This is a genomic window from Paenarthrobacter sp. FR1 (assembly GCF_051106045.1).
In the GTDB taxonomy this organism is placed as follows: Bacteria; Actinomycetota; Actinomycetes; order Actinomycetales; family Micrococcaceae; genus Arthrobacter; species Arthrobacter nitroguajacolicus_A.
Genome location: NZ_JBPFSF010000001.1, coordinates 578367 through 598250, shown reverse-complemented (window position 1 = coordinate 598250; position 19884 = coordinate 578367). Strand labels below are relative to the sequence as shown.

Annotated in this window: 22 protein-coding genes and 1 tRNA gene; 17 read left to right on the top strand and 6 right to left on the bottom strand. The window is 62.7% G+C overall.

What is annotated here, in order from left to right; translation table 11 throughout:
• Positions 1-21: 21 nt before the first annotated feature.
• The 6 genes from ACR30Z_RS02805 (at position 22) to ACR30Z_RS02780 (ending at position 5191) form a co-directional block, all read left to right on the top strand.
• On the top strand, positions 22-621 hold the full coding sequence (locus ACR30Z_RS02805; protein ID WP_144648617.1) for an FABP family protein: 600 nt from the start codon (positions 22-24) through the stop codon (positions 619-621).
• Between the two features lie 51 nt (positions 622-672).
• Positions 673-1395 (top strand): flavodoxin family protein, encoded by a 723-nt coding sequence (locus tag ACR30Z_RS02800; RefSeq protein WP_144648616.1) that lies wholly within the window; start codon positions 673-675, stop codon positions 1393-1395.
• A 22-nt stretch (positions 1396-1417) separates the two neighbouring features.
• Positions 1418-2503 carry a YgfZ/GcvT domain-containing protein gene (locus tag ACR30Z_RS02795; RefSeq protein ID WP_144648615.1) on the top strand — a complete coding sequence of 362 codons (1086 nt, stop codon included), beginning with the start codon at positions 1418-1420 and terminating at the stop codon, positions 2501-2503.
• The gene (locus ACR30Z_RS02790) at positions 2500-2928 is read left to right on the top strand and encodes an ankyrin repeat domain-containing protein (protein ID WP_434371140.1); all 429 of its coding nucleotides are present in this window, start codon (positions 2500-2502) and stop codon (positions 2926-2928) included. The genes ACR30Z_RS02795 and ACR30Z_RS02790 overlap by 4 nt, the downstream gene beginning before the upstream one ends.
• A 111-nt stretch (positions 2929-3039) precedes the next feature.
• Positions 3040-3669: a PadR family transcriptional regulator gene (locus ACR30Z_RS02785; RefSeq protein ID WP_434371139.1), complete on the top strand. Its 630-nt coding sequence runs from the start codon at positions 3040-3042 to the stop codon at positions 3667-3669.
• Positions 3653-5191: a DHA2 family efflux MFS transporter permease subunit gene (locus tag ACR30Z_RS02780; RefSeq protein WP_144648612.1), complete on the top strand. Its 1539-nt coding sequence runs from the start codon at positions 3653-3655 to the stop codon at positions 5189-5191. The genes ACR30Z_RS02785 and ACR30Z_RS02780 overlap by 17 nt, the downstream gene beginning before the upstream one ends.
• Before the next feature lie 7 nt (positions 5192-5198).
• On the opposite strand, the gene ACR30Z_RS02775 is transcribed toward ACR30Z_RS02780, so the two are convergent.
• The 5 genes from ACR30Z_RS02775 to ACR30Z_RS02755 form a co-directional block, all read right to left on the bottom strand.
• Positions 5199-5948, bottom strand: a complete 750-nt coding sequence (locus ACR30Z_RS02775) for a GNAT family N-acetyltransferase (RefSeq protein WP_434371138.1) — start codon at positions 5946-5948, stop codon at positions 5199-5201.
• A 17-nt stretch (positions 5949-5965) separates the two neighbouring features.
• Entirely contained in the window at positions 5966-6991 is a 1026-nt protein-coding gene (locus tag ACR30Z_RS02770; protein ID WP_018776708.1) for a 6-phosphofructokinase, read from the bottom strand.
• Between the two features lie 209 nt (positions 6992-7200).
• Positions 7201-7449, bottom strand: coding sequence for a PspC domain-containing protein (locus ACR30Z_RS02765; protein ID WP_144648609.1), 249 nt, complete (start codon positions 7447-7449; stop codon positions 7201-7203).
• A 31-nt stretch (positions 7450-7480) separates the two neighbouring features.
• Positions 7481-7855 (bottom strand): hypothetical protein, encoded by a 375-nt coding sequence (locus tag ACR30Z_RS02760; protein WP_434371137.1) that lies wholly within the window; start codon positions 7853-7855, stop codon positions 7481-7483.
• 1 nt (position 7856) lies between these two features.
• Positions 7857-9416 carry a PspC domain-containing protein gene (locus ACR30Z_RS02755; RefSeq protein WP_434371136.1) on the bottom strand — a complete coding sequence of 520 codons (1560 nt, stop codon included), beginning with the start codon at positions 9414-9416 and terminating at the stop codon, positions 7857-7859.
• A gap of 125 nt (positions 9417-9541) precedes the next feature.
• Between ACR30Z_RS02755 and ACR30Z_RS02750 the strand changes: the two genes are divergently transcribed.
• On the top strand, positions 9542-11071 hold the full coding sequence (locus ACR30Z_RS02750) for an ATP-binding protein (RefSeq protein WP_434371135.1): 1530 nt from the start codon (positions 9542-9544) through the stop codon (positions 11069-11071).
• Positions 11068-11742: a LuxR C-terminal-related transcriptional regulator gene (locus tag ACR30Z_RS02745; protein WP_144648606.1), complete on the top strand. Its 675-nt coding sequence runs from the start codon at positions 11068-11070 to the stop codon at positions 11740-11742. Before ACR30Z_RS02750 ends, ACR30Z_RS02745 begins: the two co-directional genes overlap by 4 nt.
• 111 nt (positions 11743-11853) lie before the next feature.
• Here the strand turns inward: ACR30Z_RS02745 and ACR30Z_RS02740 are convergent, their stop codons facing one another.
• Positions 11854-13083 carry a pyridoxal phosphate-dependent aminotransferase gene (locus tag ACR30Z_RS02740; RefSeq protein WP_434371134.1) on the bottom strand — a complete coding sequence of 410 codons (1230 nt, stop codon included), beginning with the start codon at positions 13081-13083 and terminating at the stop codon, positions 11854-11856.
• A gap of 255 nt (positions 13084-13338) precedes the next feature.
• Between ACR30Z_RS02740 and ACR30Z_RS02735 the strand changes: the two genes are divergently transcribed.
• From ACR30Z_RS02735 to rplL, 9 genes are all read left to right on the top strand, one after another.
• Positions 13339-13411: transfer RNA gene (locus ACR30Z_RS02735), tRNA-Trp, on the top strand.
• Between the two features lie 80 nt (positions 13412-13491).
• On the top strand, positions 13492-13773 hold the full coding sequence (gene secE / locus ACR30Z_RS02730) for a preprotein translocase subunit SecE (protein ID WP_144648604.1): 282 nt from the start codon (positions 13492-13494) through the stop codon (positions 13771-13773).
• Between the two features lie 113 nt (positions 13774-13886).
• Entirely contained in the window at positions 13887-14750 is an 864-nt protein-coding gene (gene nusG / locus ACR30Z_RS02725; RefSeq protein ID WP_434371133.1) for a transcription termination/antitermination protein NusG, read from the top strand.
• Between the two features lie 129 nt (positions 14751-14879).
• Positions 14880-15311, top strand: coding sequence for a 50S ribosomal protein L11 (gene rplK, locus ACR30Z_RS02720; RefSeq protein ID WP_011775609.1), 432 nt, complete (start codon positions 14880-14882; stop codon positions 15309-15311).
• 144 nt (positions 15312-15455) lie between these two features.
• On the top strand, positions 15456-16163 hold the full coding sequence (rplA, locus tag ACR30Z_RS02715) for a 50S ribosomal protein L1 (protein ID WP_026539797.1): 708 nt from the start codon (positions 15456-15458) through the stop codon (positions 16161-16163).
• 107 nt (positions 16164-16270) lie between these two features.
• On the top strand, positions 16271-17377 hold the full coding sequence (locus ACR30Z_RS02710; RefSeq protein ID WP_434371132.1) for a GNAT family N-acetyltransferase: 1107 nt from the start codon (positions 16271-16273) through the stop codon (positions 17375-17377).
• The gene (locus tag ACR30Z_RS02705; protein WP_434371131.1) at positions 17356-18525 is read left to right on the top strand and encodes a GNAT family N-acetyltransferase; all 1170 of its coding nucleotides are present in this window, start codon (positions 17356-17358) and stop codon (positions 18523-18525) included. Before ACR30Z_RS02710 ends, ACR30Z_RS02705 begins: the two co-directional genes overlap by 22 nt.
• Positions 18526-18825: 300 nt before the next feature.
• Positions 18826-19419, top strand: a complete 594-nt coding sequence (gene rplJ, locus ACR30Z_RS02700; protein ID WP_144648600.1) for a 50S ribosomal protein L10 — start codon at positions 18826-18828, stop codon at positions 19417-19419.
• 76 nt (positions 19420-19495) lie between these two features.
• On the top strand, positions 19496-19873 hold the full coding sequence (rplL, locus tag ACR30Z_RS02695; protein WP_090817745.1) for a 50S ribosomal protein L7/L12: 378 nt from the start codon (positions 19496-19498) through the stop codon (positions 19871-19873).
• The last annotated feature ends 11 nt before the right edge of the window (positions 19874-19884 follow it).

Here is a 19884-nt window from a genome sequence, read left to right as displayed (position 1 = left end):
AGCCCAACCGAGGTAATCGTTGTGCCTATTGAGATCCCCACAGATCTGACGCCCGAACTCGTCCCCCTTTCATGGCTCATTGGTGAGTGGGAAGGCCGCGGCCGGCTTGGCAGCGGAGACGAGGATTCCGAGCATTTTGTCCAGCACGTATCCTTCACGCACAACGGGCTGCCGTACCTGCAGTACCGGGCTGAGACCTGGCTCAGTGACGACGCCGGAGAGAAGCTGCGCCCGCTGACGGTGGAAACCGGGTTCTGGGCCCTTGAGCGGAAGCTCGAAGAGGGCGACGGCGGCCCTGGACTTATTCCCGCTGACATTGTCCCGGTGCTCAAGACCGCCGATGAGGTGGAGGAGCGCCGCAACGAGGACGGCGGGTTCGACATTTCAGTGTCGATCGCCCACCCCGGCGGCATCACCGAGCTCTACTACGGCCAGATCAAGGGACCCCAGATCCAGCTGAGCACCGACATGGTGATGCGCGGAAGCCACTCCAAGGAGTACACCGCAGCTACCCGGATTTTCGGCTTGGTTGATGGCAACCTCTTGTGGCGTTGGGACGTTGCGTCCAGCGGCAAAGCACTCGAAGCCCACGCATCGGCCTTCCTCCACAAGGTGTCCTGACCCAAAGGCCTCACTGTACGTTCCACAAGCAACCAGCAGAAGGAGCAGATAGTGAACACCAACCTCAAGCCGGGCGGCTACGAGGGCCTCAAGGCTGTCTTCTTCAACGGCACCCTGAAACCTTCGCCGCAGCTCAGCAACACCGATGGGCTGATCCGGATCAGCCGGGACATCATGGAGAAGCAGGGCGTCACCACCCGCCTCATCCGGACCGTGGACCATGACATTGCCAGCGGTGTTTACCCGGATATGCGGGAGCACGGCTGGAAAACGGACGCATGGCCGGAGATCTATCCGGATGTTCGCGATGCCGACATCGTGGTGGTTGCCGGCCCTATCTGGCTGGGCGACAACTCCTCCCAAACAAAGAAGCTCATCGAGCGGCTTTACGCCCATTCGGGAGAGTTGAACGGCCAGGGGCAGTGGGCCTTCTACCCCAAGGTGGGTGGGTGCCTCATCACAGGCAACGAGGACGGCATCAAGCACTGCTCAATGAACGTGCTGTACAGCCTTCAACACATCGGGTTCACCATTCCGCCACAGGCCGACGCCGGGTGGATCGGTCCCGTAGGCCCCGGACCCAGCTATTTGGACGAGGGATCGGGTGGTCCGGAGAGTGATTTTACTAACAGGAACACCACGTTCATGACGTGGAACCTGCTCCACATGGCCAAGCTCCTGCGTGACGCCGGCGGCATTCCTGCCTATGGCAACCTGCCGGAGGAATGGAAAGCGGGCACCCGATTTGATTTCGAAAACCCGGAATACCGCTGAGACGCAAGGACTTCTACTACATATGACTTACAAGAGCCCTCTGTTGTCGCGCCCTGGCGCCGTTGAGGACACCGGCCTGGATGCCGGCGTCGCTGCCCATTACGGTGAACCGCTGCGTGAGCAGCGCGCCCTGGCCGCAGGCACCGCCGTCGTCGATCTTTCGAACCGTGGCGTGGTGACAGTCTCCGGCCCCGACCGCCTCAGCTGGCTCAACACGTTGTCGTCGCAACAGGTCACCAATCTCCAGCCCGGCATTTCCAGCGAGCTGTTGCTGCTCAGCGTGCAGGGCCGCATCGAGTTCGATGCCCGCGTCGTGGACGACGGCGGCACCACTTGGTTGATCGTCGAGGCCGCCGAAGCGGCGCAGTTGGCCGAGTGGCTGAACAAGATGAAGTTCATGCTCCGCGTCGAGATCGACGACGCTTCGGAGCAGTGGGCCGTAGTGGGTGCCACCAAGCCGGTGGAGCAGTTGTCCTCCCGCTTGGTCTGGGAAGATCCGTGGCCGCATGTCAGCCCCGGTGGCTATGCGTACAGCATCGTCCCGGAGGAATCGCATCCGGGACTCGAGCGGCCGTGGTTCGAATACCTGGTCCCTGCCGTCGAGCTGGAACAAGCGGTGGAAGGCCTGCCCCTGGCTGGTGCCATGGCCGCCGATGCCCTCCGTGTTGCGGCGTGGCGGCCGCGCCTTGGTGCCGAGACGGACGAGAAGACCATTCCGCACGAACTGGATCTCCTCCGCACTTCGGTCCACCTGAACAAGGGCTGCTACAAAGGCCAGGAGACCATTGCGCGCGTCCACAACCTCGGCCACCCGCCGCGGCGCTTGGTGTTCCTGCAATTGGATGGCTCGCAGCACACGCTGCCGGCCGTTGGCAGTGTTGTATTTGTCGGGGACCGCAAGGTGGGTACTCTGACATCGGTGGCGCAGCACTTCGAGATGGGACCCGTTGCTTTGGCCGTGATTAAGCGGTCCGTGTCAGCTGAGGAGACCCTGACGGTCATGGACGGCGAGGAGCCGTACATCGCCGCGCAGGAAGTGATCGTCGCCCCCGACGCCGGCCAGGTTGTCGGGCGCCAGACCGGATTCCTGAAGGGACCCCACCGATGAGCCAACTGAACCAGCCTGCAGGCCACGAGGCGGCCAGTCCGACCACAGGCGCCGATGAAGAAACCTTGGCGCTTGCGCATGCCCTGTTCGATGCCGCCCGGGACGGCGACACGGAATTGCTGAGGGGCTATCTGAACGCCGGCGCGCCGTCCACCCTGACCAACGCGGCGGGCGATTCGCTCCTGATGCTGGCCGCTTACCACGGGCACGAGGAAGCGGTTCAGTTGATTCTTCATCACGGCGCTGATGTCAACGCCGCCAATGATCGTGGCCAGACGCCGCTGGCTGGAGCGGTGTTCAAGGGATACACGAGCGTCGCCAGAGTGCTGTTGGACGCCGGAGCTGACCCCGACGCCGGAACCCCCACCGCGCGCGAGGCTGCGGCCATGTTCGCTCGCTCCGAAATCCTGGCCCTCCTGGGCTGACGCGGACCAGCAGAGGACAGCCCGGTCGCTGAGGCGGCCGGGCTTACTTGCACCCTAATATTCCACGTGGAATAGTTGTGGTGGAATATTAGAGGATGGAAGGGGTTGCACATGCCCAAAGCAGCTGAGTTGACGCCCTTGGGTGTCGCGTCGTTGGCGCTGCTGGTTGAACAACCCATGCATCCGTATGAGATGTATCAAGTGCTGATGGCCCGCCATGAAGACCGGCTCGTCAAAGTACGCCCTGGAACGCTCTATCACGCAGTCGGCCGGCTCGAAGAAAACGGGCTGGTTGAGGCAACCGGAACCGAACGGGAAGGCAACCGCCCCGAACGGACCACGTATCGGATCACCGAAGCGGGGCACCAGGCCCTCGACGCCCGGCTCCAGGCCATGCTGTCCACGCCCGTCAACGAGTACCCCCTCTTTCCGCACGCCATCGCCGAGGCACATCACCTGCCGGCCAGCGTGGTGATTGGACTGCTGGAAGACCGCTTGGTGGCCCTCAACGCCGATCTTGACTTCCTGGTCAGGGCAGAGTCCACCGTGACGGCCAAGGGATTGGATCGCAAGTACTGGATCGACATCACGTATCAACAAGCAATGCGCCGCACGGAGATCGCGTGGATCCGCGGCCTCCTTGAGGAGTTGGGCAGCGGGCTCCTGCCCTGGGACGAACCCCGGCCGACTCCAACCGAACTCTCACACAAGCCAAAGGAATCCCTTGGAAAACGTAGCTAAGCCGTGGCCCGCACTGTGGTCACTGGTGGTTGGCTTCTTCATGATCCTTATCGACACCACCATCGTGTCGGTCGCGAATCCGCGGATCATGGAAGGCCTCAATACCGATATCAACGCAGTCATCTGGGTCACCAGCGCCTACTTGCTGGCCTACGCGGTGCCCCTGCTCATCACCGGCAGGCTGGGTGACCGATTCGGACCCAAGAACCTGTACCTGATTGGCCTGGTGGTTTTCACCCTCGCCTCGTTGTGGTGTGGTCTCTCCGGTGATGTCACCATGTTGATTGCCGCCAGGGCCGTTCAGGGCCTCGGTGCGGCCATGATGACTCCGCAGACCATGGCCGTCATTACCCGCATCTTCCCGCCGGACCGCCGCGGCGCCGCCATGGGACTGTGGGGAGCCACCGCGGGCATGGCCGTATTGGTTGGCCCGATCCTCGGAGGCTTGCTGGTGGACAGCCTTGGCTGGGAATGGATCTTCTTCGTCAACGTTCCCATCGGAATCGTGGCCTTCATCCTGGTGACCCGCTTCGTGCCGAAGCTGACCACCCACAGCCATTCGTTCGACGTCGTGGGTGTGGTGCTGTCCGCCGTCGGCATGTTCCTGCTGGTCTTCGGCATCCAGGAAGGCCAGACGTATAAGTGGGGGACAGTCACCGGCTTCGTCACTGTCTGGGGCCTGATTGTCACAGGGCTCGTTGTCCTGGTCCTCTTCGTGGTTTGGCAGTGGCTCCTTGAACGTCGTGGTGGGGAACCCTTGCTGCCCCTTGGTTTGTTCAAGGACCGCAATTTCTCCTTGGGCAACACCACCATCATGGCGGTCGGCTTCACCGTGACCGCGTTCCCGTTGCCCACCATCTTCTACTACCAGACCGTCAGGGGCCTGACGCCAACCCAGTCGGCCCTGCTGATGATTCCGATGGCTGTGATTTCGGGTGCCCTGGCTCCATTCGTGGGCAAACTTATTGACCGCGCCAATCCGCGCTGGTTCGCGTCCTTCGGTCTGGTGTGCCTCGCGGCAGCGCTGTTCTGGACGGCCTCCCTGCTGGGACCGGACACCCCCATCTGGATGTTCCTCTTGCCCAGCGCCCTCCAGGGTATTGCCAACGCCTTCATCTGGGGACCGGTCTCCAACGCGACCACGCGAAACCTGGAGCCCCGCCAGGCAGGTGCCGGATCGGGCGTCTTCAACACCACCCGCCAGATCGGTGCGGTACTCGGTTCGGCAGCCATCGCTGCCCTCATCCAGTCGCGGTTGGCCGCGGAGTTGCCGGCGGCCCCTGCGGGCGCCCCTGTTGGCGAAGCTTCCGTTGGTGGCGTCCTTCCGGAGGCGCTTCACGCAGGATTCTCGACGGCGATGAGCCAGTCAATCCTGCTGCCTGCCTGTGCAATTCTGCTGGGCGCCGTGGTGGCGATGTTCTTCGGCAAGCCGAAATCGGTGACCGGCTGGGGCCGGAAGCCTGCCTCGGAGGCAGAGGCACCGTTGCAGGACACCGTCTCCCAGGACGCTGCCGGAAAGTAGGCCTAACTCAGCCGAGCAGGACGCTCGCGTGGAGCCCGCCCGTGGCGAAGCCAAGGCTACGGGCCATCGCGAGCGCTCCTGTGTTGCTGACATCGGCCTTCCACTGCAGGGTCAGCCCCGCTGCCAGGGCTTCATGCGCAGCTATGGACGCGGCCAGCGTGCCGATGCCCCGGCGACGCCATGGAGGTGCCACCAAGACGCCCATGTTGGCCAGGATGCCCTCCCACTCGGAGTAGGCGCCGCAGGCCACGGGCGTGGGCGGATCCTGGTCGGGATGCATAATCGTGAAGCGGTGCTCAAGACTTTGGAGCCGCACCTCGTTGACGTCGTCCGGAGGGCACAAAGCTTCAAGGCTGATTGCTTCGGGGTTGCCCTGTGAGACCGTCAGGTCTTCCGAAGGCTGCTGAAGGGGTAGATCGTCCGCGAAGAACAACGCCGAGGATCCCAGCCCGTGTCCGCCGTGGGATCTGGTCAGGGTCAGCAACGTAACGTGCTGTGCGAGCTCGGTATCGGGGATTCCGGCGGCTGCGTCCAGCGCCCACTGCGGCCCTACCAATGCCGAAACGCCGAAGAGTCGCAGGAACGTCACTGCCCGCGCCGAGTCGTCCACGCGGATGATGCGGCGCGTGGGGTCCCCCGGGTCCGCTTCAGGGGTGGTGAGCCGGGCGGCCTCCGTGGCGAAGGCGTCGTCGTCGAGTCCCAAATGGCGAGCCCACGCCAGCTGGATGATGGCAGCGGACGTGGGCTCTAGGGTCATGGATTCAGCCTAGCCGACTAGCCGAACAGCACCGACGCTTCGTCGTAACGGTGCTGCGGAACGGTCTTGAGCTTGCCCAGGGCTTCCTCGAAGCCAACATGGGAGATGTCCGTGCCCTTCAAGGCCACCATGGTGCCCCAACGGCCTTCCACCACCGAGTCGATGGCGGCCATCCCCAGGCGCGTCGCCAGGACGCGGTCGTAGGCGGTGGGTACGCCACCACGCTGGATGTGGCCGAGGATCGTGGCTCGGGTTTCAATGCCCGTTCGCGCCTCGATTTCGGGTGCCAGTTGATCTGCGATGCCGCCAAGGCGGGGGCGGCCGAACGTATCGAGGCCGCGCTCGGAGTGCGGAGACTCCATGTGATCCGGCACGAATCCTTCGGCCACTACCACCAGCGGCGCACGGCCGCGGTCGTGGGCTTCCTGCACCCATTCGGTGATCTGCTCGATGCTCGCCTTCTGTTCCGGGATCAGGATGGCATGGGCTCCGGCTGCCATGCCGGCATGCAGTGCGATCCAGCCGACGTGGCGTCCCATGACTTCGGCGATCATGCAGCGGTGGTGGGATTCGCCGGTGGTGCGGAGGCGGTCGATGGCCTCGGTGGCAATCTGTACCGCGGTATCGAAGCCGAAGGTGTAGTCAGTGGCATCGAGGTCGTTGTCCACGGTCTTGGGGACACCAACGATCTTCAGGCCGGCGTCGGTAAGCCGCTTGGCAGCGGCCAGGGTTCCCTCACCGCCGATGGCGATAATGGCGTCAATGCCCAAACGCTCCATGTGGGCCTTGATGACGTCCGGCCCGCCGCCGTTCTCGAAGGGGTTGGTGCGGGAGGTGCCCAGAATGGTGCCACCCTGCTTGGCGATACCACGGACCATGGTGCGGGGGATGTCGATGACGTCACCTTCAACCACGCCACGCCAGCCGTCGCGGAAGCCCACAAATTCCTGGCCGTGGATGGCGATGCCCTTGAGGACTGCTCCCCGGATCACTGCATTGAGGCCGGGGCAGTCGCCACCGCTGGTAAGAATGCCAATTTTCATGTTTGCTCACTCATGGCTTGGAGGAATACGTGCAGAGCGCCACGCTGAGCTCCCAATGATTGTAGACGCGCATGTGGGGTGGGACACAAATGGTTACTTCGGAGCCCGGCTGTGCGGTAGTGGAAACCTGCCTGAAAACGACGAAAAGCGCCCCACCGGCGGCGGGGCGCTTTGTATCGCTGTGAAACTTTGCAGTGGTGTATCGGCAACTACCGGGAACGTTGGCTGATAAAGGATTCCAGTGCGATTTTGTTGTTCTGGTCCGGCAGGATGAGCCAGCCCAGGATGTAGACCACGATTGCCGGTCCCGGAAGCAGGCAGAAAAGCAGGAAGGCAACCCGGACATACGCTACGTCTACCTTGAGCTTTGCGGCGATGCCTCCGCAGATGCCGCCCAGCCACCGTTGCGGTCCACGCTTCAGGCCGAAGCCCCTGACGATGCTGAAGAACTTGTCCATGGCTACAGACTCCCTTGTTGCAGGTGCTTTGTCACTTTGTGGTGGTCACTTTCTTGGATCCCTTGCGGGCCGACAGAAGCCCACCTACCACCAAGGCAGCGCCCGCGCCGATCATGAGGCCGATCAGCACATAGGTCCCGTTGAGTGTCACCCACCCGAGCGTCGAAACGACGATCAAGGCGGCCAAAGCCATGACGATCAGCCCCCACACCACGGTGCCGATCCGGGCTTCCCGGGGTTGGTCGTTATCCTCGGGGGCTTCAACCTTGAAGCTGGGCTCCAGGGGCGGCGTGAGCGGAATCGGTTGGAGGGTGGGCTTGGGAAGAGCTTCCGTGGGGTTCGTTTCCCGGGGCAGGGGCTGGGTTGGCTGGGCTTCGTGGGCCTTGCCTGGCTCGTTGGTGCTCATGTCAGTTTCCTTCCTGGATGGTCACGTTGCTGAACGTGCCGTCGATTTCCACCACGAGCCTTGCGCCGGGTTTTTCGGTGTTGTATAGGGTCCTGTCGTCCTGCAGCCGGCCACCCCGGTCCGTGCCACGTTCGTTGAGGTTGCCGAAGGTCATGTCGGCCCGGACCTCAACGGGGACATCGTCGGGGATGATGACCGTGACGTTGCTTGCCGTGGCATCCACGGGAATCAGGACTTCGGAAATCAAGGGAGGCGTCATTGTGATCTCGCTGAGGTCCACAAGGCCCTTGGCTCCAGTGACATCAATTCCCTGCCGCGCCTGCTCCAGGCTTGTAGGTGCCCAATTGACGTCGTCGAACGTCCAACGGTCGCCGTTCCTTGGAACCACGTTGAAGATTCCGCCGATGATCAAGGCAACCACTGCGAGGAAGCCCAGGAACCCTGACGTCCGCCCCCGAAGCCCCGCCACAAGAATGCCCAAGCCGAGAACTGCGGCACCTGTAGCCCAGACCACGGCGTTGCCCGTGTTGCCCAGCTCAATGACGTTGCCGGCGTCGAGGGCTTTCAATGTACCGCCGGCCAGCAATGCTGCGCCTGCAGAGACGGCCACGATCGCGGCGCCCGGCCCCTTGCGCTTGGGTGCAGCCGGCTTAGGCTGCCATCCATGCGGGGGAGTGGGGCCGTACGGTGGCCGCGGACCCGAAGGCACGGAGGGGCCGGAAGGATTGTGGGGGACCGACGGCGGAACCGGGCCGGAGCTGTATCCGCCGGAAGGATTGGGCCGTCCCTGGTGCTTGGTGCCGGGGACGGATGCGCCGTACACGGGCACGCCGGTGTTGGTTCCGGTAGTTGCCGTGCTTCCGTAGGTGGTCGGGGTCCCGTAGGCATGAGTGCTGCCTGGTGCGGCTGCGTAGTTCTGCGGGCCCATGGGTGGAGTTCCCTTCGAAGCTTTGTTGCGTTGAACCAGGAAGTAGATCAGGTAGAAGACGCCACCCATCCAGAAGAGTGTCCAGAAGAGTCCTGGCAGTCCGTCCCAGCCCCAGCCCCAGAATCCGCGGCCCAGGCTCGGCAGTCCGATGATGGAGGTGATCAACGCCCCGGTCATGCCTCCGGACCATCGGCCGGCTGCAGCCTCTTGAACGTGGATGCGGCCGTCCGGCTCGGGCAGGAGCGCCCATGCCACGCCGTACAGCAGAACGCCCACGCCGGCAAAGAGTGCCAGGACGATGAAGATGCCTCGGACGATCAGCGGATCGATGCCGAAGCGGTGGGCCACGCCACTTGCCACGCCGCCGATCCAGCGGTCCGGTCCGCGGCGGATCCCTTGGCTGCGGATCCAGTCGAAGAAGTTCTGCTGGGAGGATGCGGGGTCGGCGCCAGCGGGTGTGTAGGTACCTGTGGCAGGGCCAGAGCCGGCGGAAGCGCCGGCGGCGGGTTCTTCCGGGGTCCCGGAAGCGGAACCGGCGGCGCCGGTGGAAGCGCCACTGGTGGCGCTGGAGCCGGATGTGCCGGCGTTGCCTGGCGTTCCGGGTTCCTCTGGGTTCATGCTGTTCGCGTTCATACTTCGATCCTGCCGTTCGGCCTGCCCTCCCCTCTACTGGGGGATACCCTGAATGATCCCTGAGAGAACCCCCAACAACCCGGGATTCCAATCCGGGGCACCCTGATCCGTGCTTGGATTGATACATGACAACCGCTGTACAACGCCCCACGCTGGTCCGCAGCAGCGACCGCATGATCGCAGGCGTCTGCAGCGGACTCGCCGATCATTTGGGCTGGCCCGTCAAGCTCGTCAGGCTGGGCATGATCCTGGCCTGTTTCGCAGGCGGAGCAGGCGTGGCCTTCTACGCGTGGTTGTGGACCATGGTTCCCACCGCGGACGAGAACGCCAAGCGCAATGCCCGCCGCCCGGCGTCGCCCATTGCTCCTGCCGTGAGCCTGCCGCCCGTCCCGGCGGACAGCGTAGGGATCACGACCGCGCCGAAAACGTACGACGCCGGACCCGTACCGGCGGCGTTCGGCGGACCGTCGGCGGCTGGTGGTCCGGGGGGTGGCTCAGCGACCGGCGGAACCACCGGCCCAGCCGGCGCCCGTCCCGCATCCGGCATCAACGCTTCTGGGGATTGGTGGGGCGGCAGCGCGCTGGCCTCCTGGTTCTCGTTCCGCAAGATCCAATACGGCAAGGAAATCCTGCTTGGCGCGGCACTGCTGTTGGTGGCTGCCATCCTGATAGCCCGCCAGTTCGGCGTGGACGTTCCTTTGGGCACACTGATTCCGGCGGCAGCAATCCTGGGCGGTGCTGCGATTGCGTGGATGCAGCTGGACGAAACCCGCAGGGCCGGACTGGTGGACAAGACGAAGGCCGACCAAGCAGGTGGATGGGTCCGCCTCGCAGCCGGCCTGGCCCTGGTGGTTGCCGGTGTCCTGGTGATGGTGTCCGGTTCGGGGTCTTGGGAGCAGACCTGGCTGGCGCTCCTGGCATCGGTTGCCGTCCTTGGCGGCGTCGCCTTGGTATTGCTGCCTTGGGGGCTGAAGTTCTGGAAAGACCTGGAATCCGAACGGGCAGGCCGCGTCCGTGAGACGGAGCGCGCGGAAATCGCCGCGCATCTGCACGACTCCGTGCTCCAGACCCTGGCTCTCATTCAGCGGAGGGCGGGCTCCGAACAGGACGTGGTCAGGCTGGCCAGGGCGCAGGAACGCGAACTCCGGGCATGGCTCTTCAGCGATGCCGCCAAGGAAGCCGGGCGCTTGGCCGAGCGGATCAAGTCGATCGCGGCTGAGGTGGAGGACTCCCACGGCCACGCGGTGGAGGTGGTCACCGTGGGCGATACCGACATGACGGACCGGCACGAGGCCCTGGTCCAAGCAGCCAGGGAAGCGATGCTCAACGCTGCCCGGCACGGCGGCGGAACGGTTTCCGTGTACTTGGAGAGCGCCGACGGCAGTGCTGAGATCTTCATCAAGGACCGCGGCCCCGGCTTCAACCTCGATGCCGTGCCCGATGACAGGCTGGGCGTTAAGGAATCGATCATTGGCCGTATGAAACGGCACGGTGGAACTGCGGTCATCAACAGCAGCAGCGACGGCACGGAAGTCCGCCTGGCCCTTCCGTCAGCAAACGCCGATGCCGGGGACCAGCGGAACAGTGAACCAATACGGAACAGTGAACCAGCGCGGAACAGTGAACCAATGCGGAACGGAGAAGCGAAGCGATGAACAACGCCCCTGACAACGGTGCAGGACGCACCGTGCGTGTGGTGATCGTGGATGACCACACGATTTTCCGGTCCGGTTTGAAGGCCGATCTCGATGCCCGGATGGATGTGGTGGGCGAGGCCGGAACCGTGGAGCAGGCTATTGCGGTGATCGTTGAAACCCGCCCGGAGGTGGTGCTCCTGGACGTGCACCTGCCTGGTGGCCTGGGTGGGGGAGGCCGCGAGGTCATCGCCGGCTCCGCCGCGTTGCTGGGCACCACCAGCTTCCTGGCCCTGAGCGTGTCCGACGCCGCGGAGGATGTGGTTTCCGTCATTCGTGCCGGTGCCCGCGGCTACGTCACCAAGACCATTTCCGGCAAGGAGATCTCCGACGCCGTGATGAGGGTGGCCGATGGCGACGCGGTGTTCTCGCCGCGCCTGGCCGGTTTCGTGCTCGACGCTTTTGGAACCGCTCCGGCGGACATTGCGGACGACGAACTGGACAAGCTCTCCGCACGGGAGTTGGAAGTCATGCGGCTAATCGCGCGGGGCTACAGCTACAAGGAGGTGGCCAAGGAGCTGTTCATCTCCATCAAGACGGTGGAAACGCATGTCTCCGCCGTCCTGCGGAAGCTCCAGCTCTCCAGCCGTCACGAACTCACCAAGTGGGCGGCCGAGCGTCGCCTCCTCTGACGCCCTTTCACATCCCGCGGGGATTTACCCATCGCCCGCTCACATCCCGTGCCTTAAACGCAAACGCTCTTCCACCTGTCACGATGGAAGAGCGTTTGCGTAGGTTGCTTGCTACTTGGCCTTGCCCAGGAATTCCTGGATGCGGCGAACACCTTCAGCGAGGTCGTCGTCGCCGAGGGCGTAAGACAGGCGCACGTAGCCGGAGGGCCCGAACGCCTCGCCCGGAACCACGGCAACTTCGACTTCGTCAAGGATGAGCGTGGCGAGTTCTGCGGAGGTGGTGGGGCGGACGGGACCGTTGGAGGTCTCGAATTCCTTACCCAGCAATCCTCGGACGTCCGCGTACACGTAGAACGCGCCCGTCGGCGTCGGGCATTCAACGCCCTCGATGGCGTTCAGGCCGGCCACAATCGCCTTGCGGCGGCGGTCGAAGGCAACCTTCATCTCGTCGACGGCGGTCAGTGGGCCCGTGAGGGCAGCGGCGGCGGCGACCTGCATGATGTTGGAGACGTTGGAGGTCGCGTGCGACTGCAGGTTGGTGGCGGCCTTGATGACGTCGGCCGGGCCGATCATCCAGCCCACGCGCCAACCGGTCATGGCGTACGTCTTGGCCACGCCGTTGAGGATGACCACTTTGTCGCCGAGCTCAGGCGCGGCCGTGGCGATGGAGGTGAACTCAACGCCGTCATAGGTGAGGTGTTCGTAAATCTCATCGGTGACAACCCAAAGGCCCTTGGCCGCTGCCCACTTACCGATCTCCGCAACCTGTTCCGGGCTGTAGACGGCGCCCGTGGGGTTGGACGGGGAGACGAACAGCAGCATCTTGGTCTTGTCCGTCACGGCGGCTTCCAGCTGTTCAACAGTCACCAAGTAGCCCTGCTCCGGTCCAGCGAACACCTCGACGGGTACGCCGCCGGCGAGGCGGATGGCCTCCGGATACGTGGTCCAGAACGGCGTGGGGATGATGACTTCGTCACCCGGATCAACCAAGGTGGCGAACGTGTTGTACACGGCCTGCTTGCCGCCGTTGGTCACCAGGACCTGGGAAGGATCCACCGTGTAGCCGGAGTCCCGAAGGGTTTTCTCGGCGATGGCCTTCTTCAGTTCGGGAAGACCGCCGGCGGGGGAATACCGGTGGTACTTCGGTTGGCTGGCAGCTTCGATGGCCGCCTGGACGATGTAATCCGGGGTAGGGAAATCGGGTTCGCCCGCACCGAAACCAATCACGGGTCGCCCCGCGGCCTTCAGCGCCTTGGCCTTGGCGTCAACGGCAAGGGTGGCGGACTCGGCAATGGCGGAAATTCGCTGTGAAATGCGGGCGGTAGTTGTTCCGGCAGACATCTATGTACCGTTCTTCGCAGGCAGCTCGTGGGCTGGATGATGGGATTCGACGTAAACTACCTTATGCTGTTCTGCGGAGCTCCCGGGTGCCTGCCGAACTTTGTGACTGATAATGCTGGTCACAGGCTTTATTGAGGGCTGGGAGGTCCGGAAATGGGCCGGTTCGACTATCGCGAAATTCTTGCGTAGACTGGTTCACCGGTGTTGAAAAGCACCACAGGCTGAAGTGCGGCCTGAAACATGGATTTGATCCATAGGGTAGTGGCGCAATTGGTAGCGCAGCGGTCTCCAAAACCGCAGGTTGCAGGTTCGAGTCCTGTCTGCCCTGCGCAAGCTGTTCCGGTGGAAACGCCGGAGCACGCGCAGCAACCATGGCTCTGATCAGAGTCGGGTCAACGACTTTGCAAGGTGAGTGAGGACCAGGTGACCGAAACAGCTGCCAGCAGCTCCAAGGGCCGTCCCGCCAAGAAAGCCGATCGCGGCTTCTTTGCCCGTATTGCACTCTTCGTCCGCCAGGTCATTGGTGAACTGAAGAAGGTCGTTGCACCCACCCGCAAGGAACTGATCAATTACACGCTCGTGGTGCTGGTGTTCGTGGCCATCATGATGCTCATCGTCACCCTGTTGGACCTTGCCTTCGGCACGGGAGTCAGCTGGGTCTTCGGTGGGACAGGGGCCGGGGACCGCTAAGCGGATCTGTCCGCAAACTGTGTGAACTCCTTGGTAACTCAGGGATTTTGCGGGGTTTGCGGAATTGAGCCATTTAAATAGGCATGTTAGGCAATGAGGAAGCAGGAGACCAAGTGTCTGAGCAGGAGCTCGAGGTAAACGAGACTGAGCTGGGCGGATCCGCCGAGGACTCAGCCGACGCCACGGCAATTGTCGCGGAAGAGTCCGAGGTTGATTCCGCTGCGCCCGAATCTGCCGACGTCGACGCCGACGATTCCGAAGAGGACTTCGAGGCTGACGTAGACGACGAGTCCGACGCCGAGGAAGACTCTGACGTCGACGCTGCAGGAGAGACCGACGGCGACGAGCTGGCAGCCGCTGCTGCTGCAGCCCCCGTGGATCCCGCTGACGAGTTCAAGGCCAAGCTGCGCCGCCAGGAAGGTGACTGGTACGTCATCCACTCCTACGCCGGTTACGAGAACCGCGTGAAGGCCAACCTTGAGACCCGCATCCAGACCTTGGACATGGAAGATTACATCTTCGAGATCCAGGTCCCCATGGAAGAGGTCGTCGAGATCAAGAATGCGCAGCGCAAGGTCATCAACCGCGTTCGCATCCCCGGCTACGTCCTGGTCCGCATGGACCTGACGGACGCCTCCTGGGGCGCCGTCCGTCACACCCCGGGTGTCACCGGCTTTGTGGGCAACGCCCACAACCCCGTCCCGTTGCGCCTTGACGAGGTCTTCTCCATGCTGGCCCCGGTCTTCGAAGAAGAGCAGGCTGAGCAGGGCAAGCCGGTCAACAAGCAGAACCAGGCTCCCGTGGCCATCGACTTCGAGGTCGGCGAGTCGGTCATCGTCAAGGAAGGTCCGTTCGAGACCCTGCCTGCAACGATCTCCGAGATCAAGCCCGAGTCCCAGACTCTCGTGGTGCTGGTCTCGATCTTCGAGCGCGAAACTCCGGTGACGCTCGCATTCAACCAGGTCACCAAGATCTAGCTGATTCCAATTTTCGCTCCAGTCCTGCCTGCTTAGCAGTTCGGGAGCGGCCGGCCGCCTCGCCATGGCGGCCACCAACCTGGGACGCGCTCCTGTGTCCCAGGAAGCTATTGAGAGAAGGACCCTACATTGGCTCCCAAGAAGAAGGTCACCGGCCTCATCAAGCTGCAGATCCAGGCAGGTGCCGCTAACCCGGCTCCGCCGATCGGTCCTGCACTTGGCCAGCACGGTGTCAACATCATGGAATTCTGCAAGGCGTACAACGCTGCAACGGAATCCCAGCGCGGAAACGTTATCCCGGTTGAAATCACGGTTTACGAAGACCGTTCCTTCACCTTCATCACCAAGACCCCGCCGGCTGCAGAGCTCATCAAGAAGGCTGCAGGCGTTGCCAAGGGTTCGGCTACCCCGCACACCGTCAAGGTTGCCAAGCTGACCCAGGCGCAGGTTGAGGAAATTGCTTCCACCAAGATGGAAGACCTCAACGCCAACGACATCAAGGCAGCTGCCCTGATCATCGCAGGCACCGCCCGCTCCATGGGCATCACCGTAGAGGGCTAATACCCTCCAAGGCTTTTTTGAGCCTTACCGCCGGGCAACCGGCATCTGAAACATTGAAATGTCGCAGGATCCTTGCCGGATCCACGGCTGTGGCAGGGCCCAGCGCGGTCCGCAGACCACAACTGCACAAGGAGAAACAGCAGCATGGCAAAGCGCAGCAAAGCATATGAGGCAGCCGTAGCCAAGATCGAGGCAGACAAGGTCTACGCCCCGATCGAGGCCATCAACCTCGCGAAGGACACCAACCCTTCCAAGTTCGACGCAACCGTTGAGGTCGCATTCCGCCTGGGCGTTGACCCGCGTAAGGCTGACCAGATGGTTCGTGGCACCGTCAATCTGCCGCACGGCACCGGTAAGACCGCCCGCGTCCTCGTTTTCGCAACCGGTGACAAGGCTGAAGCAGCAATCGCTGCCGGCGCCGACTTCGTTGGTTCCGATGACCTGATCGAAAAGATCGCAGCCGGCTGGACCGACTTCGACGCCGCAGTGGCAACCCCTGACCTCATGGGCAAGGTTGGCCGCCTCGGTAAGGTTCTCGGCCCGCGTAACCTGATGCCGAACCCGAAGACCGGTACGGTTACCCCGGATGTCACCAAGGCTGTCAACGACATCAAGGGTGGCAAGATCGACTTCCGCGTCGACAAGCACTCCAACCTCCACTTCATCATCGGCAAGGTGTCCTTCGACGCCAACAAGCTGGCTGAGAACTATGCAGCAGCACTGGAAGAGGTGCTTCGTTTGAAGCCGTCCGCTTCCAAGGGCCGCTACATCCAGAAGGCTACCGTTGCCACCACGTTCGGACCGGGCATCACCGTTGACCCGAACGTCACCAAGGTTCTCACCGACGCGTAAGTTTCGGGAGCACTTGCTCTGATGAAGGACCGTCCGGCATTGCCGGGCGGTCCTTTTTTCTTGCCTTGCCCTGTTCACCGGCAGTGGTGCGCCGTAGGCTGTGGTGCGTGTCGTCGTCGAACTCTTCCGCAATCGCCCGGTTGTCCGTCGAGCGGATCCCGGTTCCCGAGGGCCTCGATGCAAGCGCGCCCGACTTCCGTGCCTTCCATGAACTGGATGTTGCCCACCACATGGAACTCTGGGGAAACCTGGACCGCTGCGCCACCCTGACCGAGGCCGTCCTTTTCTGGCGGGGCGACGAGTACGAGGAGCGGCAGGTCTTCCTGGCCCGACTCGACGGCGCGGTGGTGGGCAGCGGCACGCTGACGCTTCCACTCAGTGAAAACACGACGACGGCGGGCGTGGACGTTCTGGTTGGCGCGGCTTTCCGCCGGCGCGGGTTTGGGTCGAAGATCCTCGGAGTACTCGAGCAACTGGCACGCGATCGGGAGCGCATGTCCTTTGACGCGTACTGCGGGGAGCCAATCGCGCCGATCGAGTCCGGTGTGGAACTGCTGGAGGCCAAGTCTGGAACGGGTGGAGTTCCGTTGAATTCAGCCTCCACACGCTTTGCCGTCCATCACGGCTATTCGTTGGAGCAGGTGGAAACCAACAGCACGCTGGCCTTGCCGGTCCAGGAAGCTCGATTGCAGCAACTTGAAGCGCAAGCACTGCAGAGCGCCGATGGCTATTCCGTCCTTGCGTGGCGGGACCGTTGCCCCGACGAGCTGGTGGACGTCTTCGCGCGACTCAAGAGCCTCATGAGCACGGAGGTGCCCATTGCAGGTTTGGGTTGGGAGGGCGAAGTATGGGACGCCGCCCGGGTTCACCAGGAGGAATCCACCTGGCTGGCCAGCGGGCTGGAGTCCGTAGTGTCGGTTGCCCGTCATGAGGCCAGCGGCGAACTGGCGGCATATACGGTCCTGACCCACCGTGAAGCTTCGCCCGCGGTGATCTACCAGGAGGACACTCTGGTGGCGCCCGGGCACCGCGGTCATCGCCTGGGTATGGTGGTGAAGATAGCAAACCTGCGGCGTGGGAAGGAGCTGTGGCCGGGCGCCACGGTAGTGATGACATGGAACGCCACTGAAAACCGGCATATGCTGGCCATTAATATCGCCCTTGGATTCAAGCCTTCCGGCTTTGAAGGCGAATGGCAGAAACGGCTGGAATGACTGTAGACGAGGCGAAAACCGTTCAAGTTGAACAGCTGTGGGTGCCTGACACCCTGGACAGCCCCGATGCCGCTGACTTCCTGGCCGCCGTGGAAGTAGGGCGCAAGGTCCGTATGGAGACGTGGGGGAGCGACGACCTCGCGTACACCCCCCTGGAAAAACTGCTTGAATTTTCCGATACCTACGAGCGCCAGATCATCTTGGTGGCAAAGGTTGACGGCGTCATTGTGGGCACCGTGGACGTTGCCTTGCCCTTGGCAGACAACCAGGACCTGGCCGAATTCACTTTGGACATCCTTCCTGAGTTCCAAGGCCAGGGCGTCGGGCGGCAACTTCTGGAAGCGGCTGAGGAATTGGCCAGGGCGGAAGGCCGCACCATGGCCCTGGTGGACACGAACCATCCGGCGACCTCGCTCACCGAGATACCCGAGGATCAGCTGATCCCCGGAAGCGGCGCGGGCTTTGTTCCCGTCAGCAGCAGGGAAGTGGATTTCGCCAAGCGCGCCGGCTATACCCTCCAGCACATCGAGCAGTTCAGCTCCTGCGCATTGCCACTGGATTCCAAACTCGTGGGTGAGCTGCAGTTGGAGGCCGAGGAGGCCAACGGAGGGCGATATCTCCTTCATCACTGGACGGACCGTTGCCCGGAGCACTGGTTAGACGCTGTGGCCGCGCTGGAGAACGCTGCTGGCGAGGTGGTCCGTGATGAAAGCGAAGATGATGCTCCTGAGGTAGAGGCGAGCGGAATGGTCTTCGATCCAACCGTCCTTCGTGAAACTGAGGACGCTGCAATGGCGCAGGGACGGCGCACGGTAGTGACCGCCGTCGAACATGCTGAAAGCGGGCGGATCGTCGGCCTGACTACCATCAGCGTCCTGGCGCACCGCCAGGACGTGGTTTTCCAGGACGATACCCTGGTTCTCCAGGAGCATCGTGGTAACAAGCTCGGGCTGCTGATCAAAGTGGCCAACATGGAGCGGCTCAGCGAGCAGTTCCCCGACGCCCGTGTGATTTACACCTGGAACGCGCCGGAAAACCGCTACCTTCTGACGGTCAACAAGCAACTCGGATTCACGACCGCGGGCGTCACCGGACTCTGGCAAAAGGAACTTCCCGGCAGGGACAAGGGCACTACGTCCTCGGACTAGCGCGCCGTCGATTTGGTTTGCCGAACACTGTCCCGTAACCTTGAAGTACCAAAGACCGTCGGTTGATGGGAATCCACTCTTTCGAGCGCAGCTCAATTCTGCAGCCACGCCCCTGAGGCCCAAGTGAATTCCTTGACGAAGGACCCTGAACATAGGGCGGCCGGCGCAGGTGAACGAAGCTAGTCTCCACGGATCAAACTGTGTTGAGCCAAGCCCCGTGCATCTGCGCGGGGCGTTTTTAGTTTTAGCTCTCGTGAGCGGGGACCCGGAAGACCGGCTTTATTCCCCGGAAGGAGGGTTATGACAACGCCTAGCAAGATCTCCGCAGTTGCAGAGATCACGAACGATTTCAAGGAATCGAACGCGGCTGTCCTGACCGAATACCGCGGGCTCACTGTTGCACAGCTCAAGGAACTGCGTGTTGCGCTCGGCCAGGACACCAAGTTCTCGGTCGTCAAGAACACCCTGAGCGCAATTGCAGCCAAGGAAGCTGGTGTTGAAGCATTCAACGATCAGCTTGCCGGCCCCACTGCAATCGCCTTCATCAAGGGTGACGCTGTTGCTGCTGCCAAGAGCCTGACGGACTTTGCCAAGGCCAACAAGCAGCTGGTTATCAAGACCGGCGTCTTCGAAGGCAAGGCATTGGACGCAGCAGGAGTTGCCGCACTGGCAGCCCTCGAGTCCCGCGAGCTGCAGCTTGCACGTGTTGCTGGTGTCCTCAAGGCTCCCGCATCCGCTGCTGCCCGTATCATCGACGCCCTGCGCCTCAAGCTTGAAGAAGAGGGCGGCGCACCTGCACCGGCCGCTGAAGAAGCCCCGGCCGCTGAAGAGGCTGCTGCTGAAGAGGTTGCGGCTCCGGCCGAAGCCGCTGAAGCTGCAACCGAAGAGAACTAAGTTCTCCCCTCAATCAAACTCTGGTGCATGGACCGGCATGATCCGGATCTGCACCAACTAATGGAAGGACGCCACCATGGCGAAGCTCAGCAACGAAGAGCTCATTGAAGCTTTCAAGGAACTGACCATCATCGAGCTCTCCGAGTTCGTCAAGCTCTTCGAAGAGACCTTCGAAGTTACGGCTGCTGCTGTTGCAGTTGCTGGCCCCGCTGCCGGCGGTGCTGCTGAAGCTGCTGAAGAGAAGACCGAATTCGACGTCGTTCTCGAAGCTGCTGGCGACAAGAAGATCGCAGTGATCAAGGAAGTTCGCGCTATCACCTCCCTCGGCCTCAAGGAAGCCAAGGACCTGGTTGACGGTGCACCGAAGGCTGTTCTCGAAGGCGCCACCAAGGAAGCCGCAGAGAAGGCAAAGGCTCAGCTCGAAGAAGCTGGCGCAACGGTTACCCTCAAGTAACTCGTCTTGCT